Origin of the sequence: Saccharopolyspora elongata, from assembly GCF_004348985.1 — a bacterium.
In the GTDB taxonomy this organism is placed as follows: Bacteria; Actinomycetota; Actinomycetes; order Mycobacteriales; family Pseudonocardiaceae; genus Saccharopolyspora; species Saccharopolyspora elongata.
This window is the reverse complement of record NZ_SMKW01000026.1, coordinates 81480-94977: the sequence shown is the minus strand read 5'-3', so window position 1 is coordinate 94977 and position 13498 is coordinate 81480. Positions and strand designations below refer to the sequence as shown.

Genomic DNA, 13498 nt, shown 5'->3' with positions numbered 1-13498 from the left:
TTTTCGGGCAATACGCTCCAACCGGCGCAGCGCGCGTGAGATCCTCGACCATCATGGTCGCCCTACCTTCCAGTCCGAACGAGCCGACACGCCGAACCGACCGCGAGAAGCTGTTCCGCGACGCGCCGCTGCTGTGGCGCGCGCTGATGCGGGTCGACCGCGCGATCATCGGGCTGACCGGGCGTCTGGAGGTCACCGGCGACGTGCCGGATTCGGTGCGCGGCAAGCCGCTGCTGCTGGCCGCCAACCACATCGGCAACCTCGACGCGCTGGTGCTGATCGCGGCCTGCCGCACCCGCCGCCTCGCGCCGCGCTTCCTCGCCACCGGCGGGCTCTTCGACACGCCAGTGCTGGGCACGGTGCTCCGCACCTGCCGGCACGTCCGCGCCGACCGCGGCAAGAGCACCGCGGGCGAGGCGCTGGGCCGGGTGGTCACGGCGCTGACCAGCGATCACCACCCGGTGCTGATGTACCCGGAGGGCCGCATCACCCTCGAACCGGACATGTGGCCGGAGCGCGGGAAGACGGGCGCGGCCCGGATGGCGCTGGCCTCCGGCGCCACGGTGGTGCCGGTCAGCCAGTGGGGCGCCCACGAGGCGATGTGCTACGGCATGGTCCGCGTCGAGAAGACCGGCGACCTCTGGATCCTGTTCGCGTCGTGGCTGCGGGCCGTCCGCCGCCGACCGAAGCTGAAGGTCCACTTCGGAGCCCCGGTGGACCTCAGCGACCTGTCCGCGGACCGGGTCGGCGACGCGACCAGGGCCCGCGACCGCATCATGCGGTCCCTCGCAACCGGCATGGTGCCGCTGCGAGAGGGAGAACTCGGAGCGCCCCACCACTTCGACCCGACGCGCCCGGCCACCGACAAACCCAGCCCCTGGCGCCCGTGATCACGCCGCGCGATCTCCCCTAGCAGCCAGGTGCGCGATGTGGTGCGAAGTCCCGATCGCAATCCAGTCCTGAGACCTCTTGGCCACCACGTCACGGCCGCGCTCAGCGGGCCGGCGGCGGGAGCACACGGGTAGGCCAATTTTCGCCAACCATGGGGTCCGACCTCGACTGATCCCGTTAACTGTCCACACTGGTCGCCATTCGGGCGCACCAAACTGGACAGACGGGGCAAACATGAGAAAAGTCGTCACCGCTGCCATGGCAGCCGGTCTGCTGGTCGGTTTGTCGCCTGCCATCGGCTCGGCAACGGCCGCGCCCGGACCGGTCTTCCAACCCGCACCGGTCCAATGGGGCCAGTGCGAGGACCCGAACCTGCAGAAGGCCGGGGCGGAGTGCGGGATGGTCACCGCCCCGATGGACTACGCCGATCCGGCGGGCGAGCAGGTCTCGCTCGCGATCTCGCGGATCAAGCACACCGTGCCCGACGACCAGTACCAGGGCGTCATGCTGGTCAACCCGGGCGGCCCGGGCGGATCCGGGCTGACCCTGTCGATGCTCGGCGCGTACGTGCCGAAGGGCGCCGGCGCCGCCTACGACTGGATCGGGTTCGACCCGCGCGGGGTGGGTTCCAGCCGGCCCGCGCTCTCCTGCGACCCGAACTACTTCTCCTACAACCGCCCGCACTACGTGCCGACCGCCCCGGAGCTGGAGAAGGCCTGGCTCAACCGGTCCGAGGGCTACGCGCGGGCGTGCGGGAACAACGGCAAGCTGATCGAGCACATCAAGACCACGGATGTCGTCGAGGACATGGACAGCATCCGGAAGGCGCTGGGCGTCGAGCAGATCAACTACTACGGCTTCTCGTACGGCACCTACCTCGGCCAGGTCTACGGCACCCTGCACCCCGAGCGGATGCGCCGGGTCGTGATGGACGGCGTCGTGAACGTCGACGACGTCTGGTACGACGCGAACCTGAACCAGGACGTGGCCTTCGACCGCAACATCAAGATCTTCTTCGACTGGATCGCGAAGAACGACGCCACCTACCGCCTGGGCACCACCGGCGCCGACGTGGAGAAGCTCTACTACGAGCAGCTCGCCAAACTCGACCAGCAGCCGGCCGGTGACGTGATCGGCTCCGACGAGTGGACCGACCTGTTCCTGAACGCGGGCTACTCGCAGGCGACCTGGGACCGCCGCGCCAAGGCGTTCTCGGGCTGGGTGCGGGGCGGCGACTGGGAGTCGCTGAAGAAGATCTACGACGGCGCCAACCCGCCCGGCGACGACAACGGCTTCGCGGTCTACCTGGCGGTGCAGTGCACCGACGTGAAGTGGCCGCAGAGCTGGCAGCAGTGGCGCAAGGACAACTGGGAGGTGCACGCGAAGGCGCCGTTCGAGACGTGGGCCAACGCCTGGTACAACGCGCCGTGCCGCTCGTGGCCGGCGAAGCCGGGCAAGCCGGTCGAGGTCGACGGCAGCAAGGTGACCGACGCGCTGCTGATCAGCGAGGAACTGGACGCCGCGACCCCGTTCCCCGGCGCGCTGGAAGCCCGCAAGCGCTTCCCGAACGCCAGCCTGATCAGCCTGCCCGGCGGCACCACGCACTCGGGCTCGCTCGGCGGAAACGCCTGCCTGGACGACCAGATCGCCGACTACCTGGCCACCGGGAAGCTGCCGGCCCGCAAGCCGGGTGACGGTCCGGACACCACGTGCGAGCCGCTTCCGCAACCGACCCCGGAGGGCGTGGGCGCGCTGAAGGTCCGCCCGCAACAACCCGCGGTCCTGCAAGAAGCCCTGCAAGCCAGCTGGCACTGATAACCCGCCGAAGGGCCGGCCTCCACACGGAGACCGACCCTTCGGCGTCCGCGCCCGGCAACAAGCGAAGTGCCGGCCTCCGCGAGGGAGACCGGCACTTTGTCCTAGGTGACGAGGTCGTGCGTCAGTGGTCCAAGATCGGCGCGTTGACGCACTTGTTGATCTGCGGCGACCCGATCGGCGCCACGATTGCCAGGACACCGACGTTGTTGCCGCACAGCTGAATCGGCAACACGCTGACGTTGTTGTCGTTCAGCAGGTTGATCCCGTCGTTGTCGTAGCTGTCGGCGAACGCGGGGGAACCGATCGCCAGCATTGCGGCCGCGGCAGTGGCAGCGCCGAAGAGTCGAGCGGAAGTACGCACTTCAGACCCCAATCTCCCGTTGGTGATTCCTCCGGTCCAGGAGTCCGAATGCGCCCCGAACCGGCGAGACCCACCCTCGCAGTCGATCTCCAGGCAGGCCCGCCGTGTGCTCCCAACGGGTTCCGCAGATCACCCACTGGAGACCCCGGCCACCGACAGCGATCAAGAATAGTCGGCAAACCGGACCAATAAGTCACACGACCAGATGATCGGTTCAGGATCCGACGGGGAGCACGTTCGGCACGATCATCGGCCGCCGGCGGTAGGTCTCGGCCACCCACCGCCCGACCACCCGGCGCACCGCCTGGGCGATCCGGTGGGTGTCGGCGATGCCTTCCGCCTCGGTGCGGGCCAGCTCCATCTCGACCAGCGGCACCACGTCGTCCAGCGCCTTCGGATCGTCGGAGAAGCCGCGACCGGAGATCGTCGGGGACGACACCGCCCGGCCGGTCGACGCCTCCACCGCGACCGTGATCGCGATGAACCCGCCCTCGCCCAGCACCAGCCGGTCGGAGAGCGTGGACTCGCCCACGTCACCGACGGACAGGCCGTCGACGTAGACGTGCCCCACCTCGACCCGGCCGGCGATCGCGGCGATGCCGTCCACCAGGTCGACCACGACGCCGTCCTCGGCGATCACCACGCGATCCGCCGGCACCCCGGTCAGCCGCGCCAGCTCGGCGTTCGCCCGCAGGTGCCGCCACTCGCCGTGCACCGGCATGACGTTGCTCGGCCGCACCGCGTTGTAGAGGTACAGCAACTCGCCGGCCGAGGCGTGCCCCGACACGTGCACCTTCGCGTGGCCCTGGTGCACCACGTCGGCGCCCAGCCGGACCAGGCCGTTGACCACGCCGAACACCGCGGTCTCGTTGCCGGGAATCAGCGAGCTCGCCAGCACGACGGTGTCGCCGGCGCGGATGTGGATCTGCTTGTGCTCGCCGCGCGCCATCCGGGACAGCGCCGAAAGCGGCTCGCCCTGCGATCCGGTCGAGACGAACGCCACCAGGTGCTCGGGCATCGCCAGCGCCTCGTCGAGGTCCACCAGCAGCCCGTCCGGCACGCGCAGCATGCCCAGATCGTTCGCGATGCCCATGTTGCGCACCATCGAACGGCCGACGAAGCACACCTTGCGGCCGTGCGTCTCGGCCACGTCCAGCACCTGCTGCACGCGGTGCACGTGGCTGGCGAAGCACGCCACGATCACGCGCTGGGTGGCCTTGCCGATCACCCGGTCCAGCACCGGCCCGATCTCGCGTTCGGGCGTGACGAACCCGGGCACCTCGGCGTTGGTGGAGTCCACCAGGAACAGGTCCACGCCCTCGTCGCCGAGCCGGGAGAAGCCGGCGAGGTCGGTCAGCCGGTTGTCCAGCGGCAGCTGGTCGAGCTTGATGTCACCGGTGTGCAGCACGACCCCGGCCGGGGTCCGAATGGCGACCGCGAGCGCGTCCGGGATCGAGTGGTTGACCGCGAAGAACTCCAGCTCGAAGGCGCCGTGCTTGCTGCGCTGCCCCTCGGCAACCTCCACCAGCACCGGGTCCAGCCGGTGCTCGCGGCACTTGGCCGCCAGCAGGGCGAGGGTGAACTTCGACCCCACCACCGGCAGGTCCGGCCGCAGCCGCAGCAGGAACGGCACCGCCCCGATGTGGTCCTCGTGCCCGTGCGTGAGCACCAGCGCGTCGATGTCGTCCAGCCGGTTCTCGATCGCGGCGAAGTCCGGCAGGATCAGGTCCACGCCCGGCGCGTCGTCCTCGGGGAACAGCACACCGCAGTCAACGATCAGCAGCCGTTCCGCGTGCTCGAACACGGTCATGTTCCGGCCGACCTCGCCGATGCCGCCGAGCGCTACGACGCGCAGCCCACCGTCGGCCAGCGGGGGTGGTGGGGCCGACGATGTCGGCGTCACCGGGTGGTACTCGGTGGCTGTCGCCTTTGCGCTCAACGCTGGTTCACCTCTGTGCGGCGTCCGGATTGACCAGTACCAGGCCAGCATCCCACAGGTCGCTGGTGATCAATCGCACCTGCTCCTCGGTCGCCGCGGGCAGCGGCAGCCGCGGCTGACCGGTCTCGTAGCCGCACAACCGGAGCGCCGTCTTCGAGAAGATCACCCCACCGACGAAGTTCATCGACCGGTACACCGGCAGCAGTCCATTGTGGACCTCCCGGGCACCGGCGACGTCGCCAGCCTCGTAGGCGTCCAGCATCTTGCGCAGCCGGTCCCCCACCACGTGGCCGATCACGCTGACGAAGCCGACCGCGCCGACCGACAGCCAGGGCAGGTTCAGCGGGTCCTCGCCCGAGTAGTAGGCGAGGTCGGTGCTGGCCAGCACCTCGCTACCGGCCAGCAGGTCGTGCTTGGAGTCCTTGACCGCCTGGATCCGCGGGTGCTCGGCCAGCCGCTTCAGCGTGTCGACCTGGATCGGCACGATGGAGCGCGGCGGGATGTCGTAGAGCATCACCGGCAGCTCGGTGGCGTCGGCGACCGTCCAGAAGTGCTGGAACAGCCCCTCCTGCGGCGGACGCGAGTAGTACGGCGTCACGACCAGCAGGCCGTGCGCACCGGCGTGCTCCGCGGCGCGCGCGAGCTCGACCGAGTGCTCGGTGTTGTTGGTGCCGACGCCGGCCACCACGGTCGCGCGGTCGCCCACCGCCTCGACCACGGCGCGCAGCAGCTGCTGCTTCTCGTGATCGCTGGTCGTGGGGCTCTCGCCGGTGGTGCCGTTGACGACCAAGCCGTCGTTGCCGACGCTGTCGACCAGATACGTGGCGAGCTCCTGCGCCAGCGTAAGGTCGAGCTTTCCGTCTTCGTCGAACGGCGTGACCATGGCGGTCAGGACGCGGCCGAACGGGCGGCCCGGACTGGCAGTGGGGCAGACGGTCATGGCCCTGACGCTACCTGGTGAGTTCCCTGTTCAGAGCGGCCGGATCGACCTCAGAGCACATTCGGGAAACCCCGCGTCCGCAGGCCTGGGAACGCCGTGTTTCTTCCGGTCCGGCCGCCGTCGCGCGAGCGAGTTTCCGTCCCACGCGTCAAAAAGACCGGCGCAGATCCTCGACCGCGAGCACATCGGCCTCGTTGCCTTCGGACGTGACCTTCGCTGCACGACGGCTGAAGGCGTGCAGGATCAGCTCGCTGGGCTCGCCGACGAGGCGCACCGTGCGCGGACCGCGCTTGGCCGCGATCTCGGTGCCGTCCGGGCGCCGCAGCACCACGCCCACCGGGCTGCGCCCGTAGAACATCTTCGCGACGCGGGTCAGCGACTTCCACAGCGCTTCCTCGCGCTCCGGGTCGGAGGGGCGCGGCTGCCAATCCGGCTGGGCCCGCCGGACGTCCTCGTGGTGCACGAAGAACTCGGCGGCGTTGACCGCCTCGTCCACGCCGGAGAAGCCGAGCGGGTTCCACTTCGGCGGCCCCTGCCGGATCTGGTCGATCAACTCCGGCCAGGACAGCGCGCGCAGCTCGTTCTGGATGCGCTCGCTGCGATCGACGAGCGCCTTCACGAACTTGCCCGCCACCGCGTCCGGTCGCCGTTCGCGCACCACGAGATGCACCGCGAGGTCCTTGGTACTCCACCCGGCGCACAGCGTCGGCGCGTCCGGGCCGAGCCGCTCGAACAGGTCGCACAACTGCTGGCGCTCATCGCTGGCCACACCCATGCGCCCACTCTAGCCACCGCCGAGCCGCGGGGTGGCGCAGGAGATCACTTCGTCGCGGAAGTCTGCAGCTTGTCGCCGGACGCGCTGTAGAGGGCGCAGTAGATGCTCTGCGAGCCGGCCTTCCGGTCGCCTTCGGACTGGCGGTATGCGTTCCAGCTCTGTTCCGAGGGGACGAGCGTGACGTAGCGCAACGTGGTCTGCTTGCCCGGCGCGACGACCTTGTCCGAGGCGAAGTACATCGAGCAGTAGCCCTCGCCGTATGCGACCAGCGCGTCCTTGCCGGGGTAGGCCGTGTCGTAGCCGCTGGAGCTGAACGCGGAGCCCGACGCGTAGAACTCGAAGTCGTGCGGGTCGGAGCAGGACGTCGTGTTGTTGATGGGCTTGCCCGCGGTGATCTTCCCGGTGCCGCAGTCCTTGGCGTCCGGGTCGAAACCGGCGACGTCGCCGCCCTCGCCGAACACCAGGGTCGAATCCATCGCGGCCGGCGAACCTCCGCCGACCAGCGCGAACCGCCCGACCAGGAGCCCGGCGACGAACAGCACGACGGCGGCGACGGCCGCAGCGATCAGCCACGGGCCCTTGGAACGCTTCGGCTTCGACGCCCCCGGGGCGACCCGGGTGGGACTGCCGACCGGCAGGGTCTGGTCCGGGTTGCCGCCGTTGGCGGGAGCGCTGTCCAGCAGTGCCCGGATCTGCGGGCCGGTGAACCGTGCCCGCGGATCGGCGATCAGCAACCCGGTGATCACCGAGCCGATCATGCCGTGCGGGCCGGACAGGCGGGGCGGATCGTTGAGCACCGCGTGCAGCGTGGCGGCCGTCGTCTGCCGCTCGAACGGAATCCAGCCCTCGACCGCGAAGAACAGCGTCGCGCCCAGGGACCACAGGTCGCTGGCCGGCGAGGCGTCCGCGCCCTTGATCCGCTCCGGCGCCATGAACGATGGAGAGCCGACGATCGCGCCGCTGCTGGTCAGCCGCGGGTCGTCCAGGGTCTGGGCGATCCCGAAGTCGGCCAGCTTGACCCGGCCGTCGGCGACCATGATGTTGCTCGGCTTCACGTCGCGGTGCACGATCCCGGCCGCGTGCGCGGTCTCCAGCGCGGAGAGCACCTGGCGGGTCAGGTCCACGGCCTGCTCGGGGCGCAGCGGACCCCACTGCGCGACGTAGTCGCTGAGGGTGACCGCCTGCACGAGCTCCATCACGATGTACGTGACGCCGGACTCGGCCAGCACGTCGTGCACCGTGACCACCGCCGGGTCGTTCAGCCGTCCCGCGGTGCGCGCCTCGCGGAGCACCCGCTCCTCGAAGACCTGCCGCTCGGCCGGGGGCACGCCGTCGGGCAGGTGCAGTTCCTTGATCGCGACCTCGCGGCCGATGACCTGGTCCCAGGCACGCCAGACGATCCCCATGCCGCCGCGTCCGAGCTCTTGGACGACCTGGTACCGACCGCCGATCACCCGGGCCTGCTGCCCTGGCCCGACCTGCTCAACCACTGCGCCGTCCTCCACCGAAGTCCTCGCGCGCGACCACGCAGCGCAAACGTCCCGCCTCGCCGTTCATCCAATCAGATGAGCCGGATCGGTCCTTTGACTGTGCGGCGGACCGATCGGTTCCCTGCGAGGCCCCGCGATGAGGAGCCCGCAGGGGCGGGACCGCTGCCGGCTGCCCGGGATGCGCGGACGGCCGGCTCCCGAGGCGGGAGCCGGCCGTCCGATTCGCGAAAACCTGGGCGAACCCGGTTCAGCCCTCGGTGACGAACGGGCTGGACGCGATCTCGGTGCCGTCCTTCAGCGTGGTGATCTCGAAGTCGCTGAACACGTTCGGCACGGCCTTCTGCAGCTGCCGCAGGCACTCGATGGCCAGGGCGCGGATCTCGACGTCGGCCTGCTCGGAGGCGCGCATCGCCACGAAGTGCCGCCACGCCCGGTAGTTGCCGGTCACCACGATCCGCGTCTCGGTCGCGTTGGGCAGCACCGCGCGGGCCGCCTGCCGCGCCTGCTTGCGGCGCAGCGTCGCCTTCGGCTCGTCGGCGAACTTCTCCTCGAGCGCGGCGAGCAGCTCGGTGTAGGCAGCGACGCTCGCCTCGGTGGCCTGCACGAACTTCTCGTGCAGCTCCGGGTCCTCGGCGATGACGTCGGGCTCGACCATCGCGGCGTCGCGCTCCGGCACGTACCGCTGCGACAGCTGCGAGTAGGAGAAGTGCCGGTGCCGGATCAGCTCGTGGGTCAGCGAGCGCGACATCCCCGACAGGTAGAAGGACACGGAGCCGTGCTCCAGCACGGACAGGTGGCCGACCTCGAGGATGTGCTTCAGGTAGCCGGCGTTGGTGGCGGTGGCCGGGTTCGGCTTGCGCCACGACTGGTAGCACGCGCGACCGGCGAACTCCGCGAGCGCCTGCCCGCCGTCGGCGTCGGTCGACCAGGGCACGTCCTCCGGCGGGAAGAACTCGGTCTTGCCGATCAGCTGCACTTTCGGCCGCACGATCTCGGTCACGACGGGCGGGCCCCTTTCCTGCTCTGGACGGCGGTCGACGACTGCCGTTTGCGACTCCCCATGTGTGCATCGAGCGTAACCGGCGGTCCCGACAAGATCCCATGACGCCAGATGACACCATCAGGTCATTGCATGACGCCATCGATGAAGTCATAGTGGTGTCATGGATCTGAGCCCTTACATCGAGCAGCTTCGCGAGGACCTGAGCTCCGCCGCCTCCGCCGGGGACGACCAGACCCGGCAGACCGCGGCGGTGCTGTCCGGCGCGATCGAGCCGGCCGCACGGCTGGCGATCATGAACGCACTGTCCGACCTGGCAGCGGAGGTGACGACGCTGCTGGACGGCCAGGTCGTCGACATCCGCCTCGACGGCCGCGACGTCCGAGTGGTGGTCAGCGGCGACACCGCACCACCCACGGTGGAGGACGAGGCCGAGCCACCGCCACCCCCGCCGAGCCGCGACAGCGGTGACATCAGCCGCATCACGCTCCGCCTGATGGAGGAGATCAAGTCGCAGGCCGAACAGGCCGCGTCGAGCCAGGGCGTGTCGTTGAACACCTGGGTCGCGCAGGCGGTTCAGGGTGCGCTGCACACCGGGCGGCCGCGCGGCCCGTGGGACCACCCGCGGCACGGCCGCGGCCGACCATGGGGACCGCCCGGCGGCGGCCCGCGCGGGCGGTGGCGCGGCGAGCCCGGCTCGCGGGTGCGCGGCTGGGTCGAAGGCTGAGAGGAGGGGATCGCGATGACGAACGACGAGACAACGGGCGGCGGCCCGGCCGAGCCCTCCGACCGATCGGACGCGGAGGAGCGGTCGAGCGCCGAGGAGCGGTTGGCCGAGCTGGTGCGCAGCCAGGACTTCGACACCGCCGGGCCGATTCGCATCGACATCGGCAACAGCCTGGGGCCGGTCGTGATCGAGTTGGCCGAAACCGCGACGACCCACGTCGAGGTCCGGCACGATGCAGCTGCCAGCGGGCCGGACTGGCGCAGTGGCCTGACCGGGTTGCTGAGCTGGGTCACCGAGCAGTTCAGCGAGGCCGGCATCCGCACCGGTGGCGAGGCCGACCGCGGGCGCGGGGCGCAGGAGCCGATCTCCGAGGCCGTGCGGCGGACGCGGATCGACCTCACCGGCAACCGGCTCGCCGTCCGGACCCCGGCCAACGCCCCGCTGCGCAACGTCCCGCTGGCGGTCAAGGTTCGCGCCCCGCTGGACTCGGAGGTCGGGGTGCACTCCAGCTCCGGCGAGATCAGCGTGACCGGCACGGCCGGGCGGATCAACGTTCAGGCCGGTTCCGGCACGGTGTCGATCGAGCGGGCGTCGGATCGGGCCACGATCCGGTCCGGTTCCGGCCAGCTCCGGCTGGGCACGATGGCCGGCGGCGTGCATGCGCGCAGCGGCAGCGGCGACGTCGAGATCGCCGTGATCGAGACGGCGTCGTCGGTGGCCACCGGTAGCGGGAACGTGTGGCTCGGCACCGTGTCCGGTGACGTGCTGGTGCGTTCCGGCAGCGGCGACCTGACGGTCGCGGACGCGACCGCCGGGCAGGTCGAGCTGATCACGGGCTCCGGCGAGTTGCAGGTGTCCGTCCACCGCGGAACCTCCGCAGAGGTGGACCTCACCTCGTCCACCGGCACGGCGAGCAGCGACCTGGTGGTCTCCGAGGTACCTCCAGAGAAGGAACCGAAGCTGCAGATCTTCGGCCGCACAGGAACGGGGGATGCCGTGTTGACGACAGCCACGTGAAGCGTGGAAGGCCTGGTGTGAGCGCCGAACGGCGTCGATGGATCGGGCGCGCGACGACCGATCCATCGACGCGGCCGGGATCGTCGCCGCGGGTGGTCAGCCGCCGGTGCCGTACTTCTGCGGAGGCAGCATCGCCTGCGCATCGATGCCACGGAACCACAGGCCGATCATGAACGCGGTGGTGGCTTCCAGCAGCAACGCTCGTTCCAGCGGGCCTCCGTCGGCCGGTACGCAGCCGATGTCGGTCACGAGCGACCGAACGGTGGCGATCGCCTCGGCGTCGTCCCCGCACAGCGGAACGACCAGCGGTCGGCCGTCGAAAACCGGTGGCGTCGCCCGCCAGACGGATTCGTGGCAGGTGTTGAAGGCCTTGACGACGCGCGCCCCGACCGCCTGGCCGGCGATCCGTTCGGCCATCGAGGTTCCGGCGGGGAGGTCGAGGGTGAAGCGCCCGGGGACGACGGCGTTCGTGCAGTCGATCAACACCTTGCCCCGCAAGGTGCCGACCTCGGCTCCGGCGGCGGTGAGCACGTCGGCGACCGCCGAGTGCAGCACGGCGACGAGGACGACATCGCCGAACTCGGCGGCTTCCGCGAAGGTTCCGCTCCGCGCCGACGGCCCGAGCCGCTCCGCCAGTGCTCTTGCCTTGGCCGGGTCGCGACCGCTCACCATCACGTGATGACCGCCTCGCGTCCACTGTGTACCGAGTGCGTCGGCCATGCTGCCAGCGCCCAGAATCCCGATTCGCACAGGCCTCTTCTCACTTTCGTCCGAGTTCTCCGGTGGGATGCCGGTCCGACGCTAAGCGGCCCGATGGCTACCAATCGGTGTCTCACGGCCGAGCAGGATGGGGTTCCAAGCAGGTGAGGAGAGTCCCATGACCGAGATGCCCGAGGTGTTGCCCGCGCACAGCGAGTTCCTCGCCGACTGCAGGGCGCGGTTGGCGTTCGACCTGCTGTCCAACACGTGGAATCCGGTGGTCGTCTGGGCGCTCCGCAAGGGGCCGTTGCGTCCGATCGATCTGCGGCGGCAGATCGGTGGCATCCGCACCAAGGTGCTTTCCGAGACGCTGCGCCGGCTCCAGTACAACGGCCTGGTCGACCGGTGCACCTACCGGGAGGCTCCGCCCCGGGTCGAGTATCGACTGACCGAGCTGGGCGAGAGCCTGCTGGGCCCGATCGGGATGCTCGGCGAATGGGGATTCCGCCACGGCGACGAAGTCATGGCGGCGCAAGAAGAACACGACCGCGCGGACGGCACCTGCGCGAGCTGAACACAGGCCGTCCGCACGGTCACCGCTCTCGGCGGGCTTCCGCGATCAGCGGCTGGCTGCGCGGAGCGGCTTGGCCAGGTCTCCCCTGGCGCCGACCACGACGTCTTCGAGGCCGAGCCAGGACGCCATGTCGCGCAACGCGGCGGCCAGCTCCGGCACGACCTCGCCCGAATCGTGGCCGGTTTCGAGGAACGCGCCCGGTACCCGCAGCACACCGGCGGCGCGGTCGGCCTTCAGGTCGACGCGGGCCACCAGCTCACCGTTGAGGAGGAAGGGGAAAACGTAGTAGCCGAACTGCCGCTTGGGCTCGGGCACGTAGATCTCGATGCGGTATCGGAACTCGAAAAGCCGTTCGGCGCGGGAACGTTCCCAGATCAGCGGGTCGAACGGGCAGAGCAGCGCACGGCCGGCGACCTTCCTCGGGATGCGGGCCGCGGTGTAGCGGTATGCGGGCTGCCGCCAGCCCTGCACCACGACCGGCTCCAGCACGCCGTCCTCCACCAGCTCGGCCACGGCCTGCTGGGACTGTGCCGGCGAAAGCCGGTAGTAATCCCGCAGATCCGGTTCGGTGGCGACGCCGAGCGCGTGCGCGGACCGCTCCACCAGCGCGCGGATCGCCTCGTCGTCCTCCGGTTCGTGCGCGAGGACATCCGCTGGCAGCACGCGTTCGGGAAGGTCGTAGAGCCGCTCGAAGCCGCGTCGGGTGCCGGTGGTCAGCTCGCCCATCGCGAACAGCAGTTCGCAGGCCCGTTTCGTGTCGGTGCGGTTCCACCAGGGCCCCCTCCCCTGGCGTTCACCGCCGCCGAGCTCGCGTTCCAGGCCACCCGCGCCGATCGGCCCGAGTTCCTTCACCGCGGTCAGCACGTCGTCGATCAGCTGGGGCGAGCGTTCCAGCAGCTCGCGGCTGCGCCGTCGCCAAGCCCCGCCGTACTCCCGCATTCGCCACCGCAGCAGCGGCCAGTCCTCGATCGGGATCAGCGACGCTTCGTGCGCCCAGTACTCGACGAGCAGGCGTGGTTGCCTCGACCGGTGCGACCAGGCCGCCGCATCGAGGAGCTCGGCCGCGTAGCCGCCGAGCCGGCTGAACAGCGGCATGTAGTGGGCCCGGACGGCCACGTTGACGGAGTCGAGCTGCAGGAGCTTGGTGCGGGCCAGGGCGCGCTGCAGGTGCCGGCGCGTCACCTCGCCGCGCGGCTGCGGATCGGCGAATCCCTGGGCGGCCAAAGCGAGTCGGCGTGCGGTGTCGCGGCTCATGGTCTGCACCCGC

13 protein-coding genes are annotated in these 13498 nt (G+C 70.2%); 5 read left to right on the top strand and 8 right to left on the bottom strand.

Going from position 1 to position 13498, the window contains the following annotated elements; all coding sequences use genetic code 11:
* Positions 1-53 precede the first annotated feature (53 nt).
* Both E1288_RS20440 and E1288_RS20435 read left to right on the top strand, forming a co-directional pair.
* A complete protein-coding gene (locus E1288_RS20440; RefSeq protein WP_235883689.1) occupies positions 54-890 on the top strand; it encodes a lysophospholipid acyltransferase family protein in 837 nt (278 codons plus the stop codon).
* 235 nt (positions 891-1125) lie between these two features.
* Positions 1126-2706: an alpha/beta hydrolase gene (locus E1288_RS20435; protein WP_165968189.1), complete on the top strand. Its 1581-nt coding sequence runs from the start codon at positions 1126-1128 to the stop codon at positions 2704-2706.
* A 124-nt stretch (positions 2707-2830) separates the two neighbouring features.
* Here E1288_RS20435 and E1288_RS20430 read toward each other — a convergent pair whose 3' ends face one another.
* The 6 genes from E1288_RS20430 to thyX all read right to left on the bottom strand — a co-directional run bounded on the left by E1288_RS20430 (position 2831) and on the right by thyX (position 9214).
* Entirely contained in the window at positions 2831-3070 is a 240-nt protein-coding gene (locus tag E1288_RS20430) for a hypothetical protein (protein ID WP_235883688.1), read from the bottom strand.
* Between the two features lie 214 nt (positions 3071-3284).
* Positions 3285-5009, bottom strand: coding sequence for a ribonuclease J (locus E1288_RS20425; RefSeq protein WP_132487436.1), 1725 nt, complete (start codon positions 5007-5009; stop codon positions 3285-3287).
* Positions 5010-5016: 7 nt separating this feature from the next.
* The gene (gene dapA / locus E1288_RS20420; protein WP_132487434.1) at positions 5017-5949 is read right to left on the bottom strand and encodes a 4-hydroxy-tetrahydrodipicolinate synthase; all 933 of its coding nucleotides are present in this window, start codon (positions 5947-5949) and stop codon (positions 5017-5019) included.
* 148 nt (positions 5950-6097) lie between these two features.
* Positions 6098-6724 carry a TIGR03085 family metal-binding protein gene (locus E1288_RS20415; RefSeq protein ID WP_132487432.1) on the bottom strand — a complete coding sequence of 209 codons (627 nt, stop codon included), beginning with the start codon at positions 6722-6724 and terminating at the stop codon, positions 6098-6100.
* Positions 6725-6768: 44 nt separating this feature from the next.
* Complete coding sequence (locus E1288_RS20410; RefSeq protein WP_132487430.1) at positions 6769-8214, bottom strand: serine/threonine-protein kinase; 1446 nt, start codon at positions 8212-8214, stop codon at positions 6769-6771.
* A 247-nt stretch (positions 8215-8461) separates the two neighbouring features.
* The gene (thyX, locus tag E1288_RS20405) at positions 8462-9214 is read right to left on the bottom strand and encodes an FAD-dependent thymidylate synthase (RefSeq protein ID WP_132487428.1); all 753 of its coding nucleotides are present in this window, start codon (positions 9212-9214) and stop codon (positions 8462-8464) included.
* Positions 9215-9377: 163 nt separating this feature from the next.
* Between thyX and E1288_RS20400 the strand changes: the two genes are divergently transcribed.
* Together E1288_RS20400 and E1288_RS20395 are read left to right on the top strand one after the other, a co-directional pair.
* Complete coding sequence (locus E1288_RS20400; protein ID WP_132487426.1) at positions 9378-9941, top strand: toxin-antitoxin system HicB family antitoxin; 564 nt, start codon at positions 9378-9380, stop codon at positions 9939-9941.
* Between the two features lie 15 nt (positions 9942-9956).
* Positions 9957-10958 carry a DUF4097 family beta strand repeat-containing protein gene (locus tag E1288_RS20395; RefSeq protein ID WP_132487424.1) on the top strand — a complete coding sequence of 334 codons (1002 nt, stop codon included), beginning with the start codon at positions 9957-9959 and terminating at the stop codon, positions 10956-10958.
* A gap of 96 nt (positions 10959-11054) precedes the next feature.
* On the opposite strand, the gene E1288_RS20390 is transcribed toward E1288_RS20395, so the two are convergent.
* Positions 11055-11747 carry an NADPH-dependent F420 reductase gene (locus E1288_RS20390; RefSeq protein WP_408013653.1) on the bottom strand — a complete coding sequence of 231 codons (693 nt, stop codon included), beginning with the start codon at positions 11745-11747 and terminating at the stop codon, positions 11055-11057.
* Positions 11748-11835: 88 nt separating this feature from the next.
* Here E1288_RS20390 and E1288_RS20385 point away from each other — a divergent pair, with 88 nt between their 5' ends.
* Positions 11836-12231, top strand: coding sequence for a winged helix-turn-helix transcriptional regulator (locus E1288_RS20385; RefSeq protein WP_235883687.1), 396 nt, complete (start codon positions 11836-11838; stop codon positions 12229-12231).
* 45 nt (positions 12232-12276) lie between these two features.
* On the opposite strand, the gene E1288_RS20380 is transcribed toward E1288_RS20385, so the two are convergent.
* A complete protein-coding gene (locus E1288_RS20380; protein WP_132487420.1) occupies positions 12277-13494 on the bottom strand; it encodes a winged helix-turn-helix domain-containing protein in 1218 nt (405 codons plus the stop codon).
* Between the last annotated feature and the right edge of the window lie 4 nt (positions 13495-13498).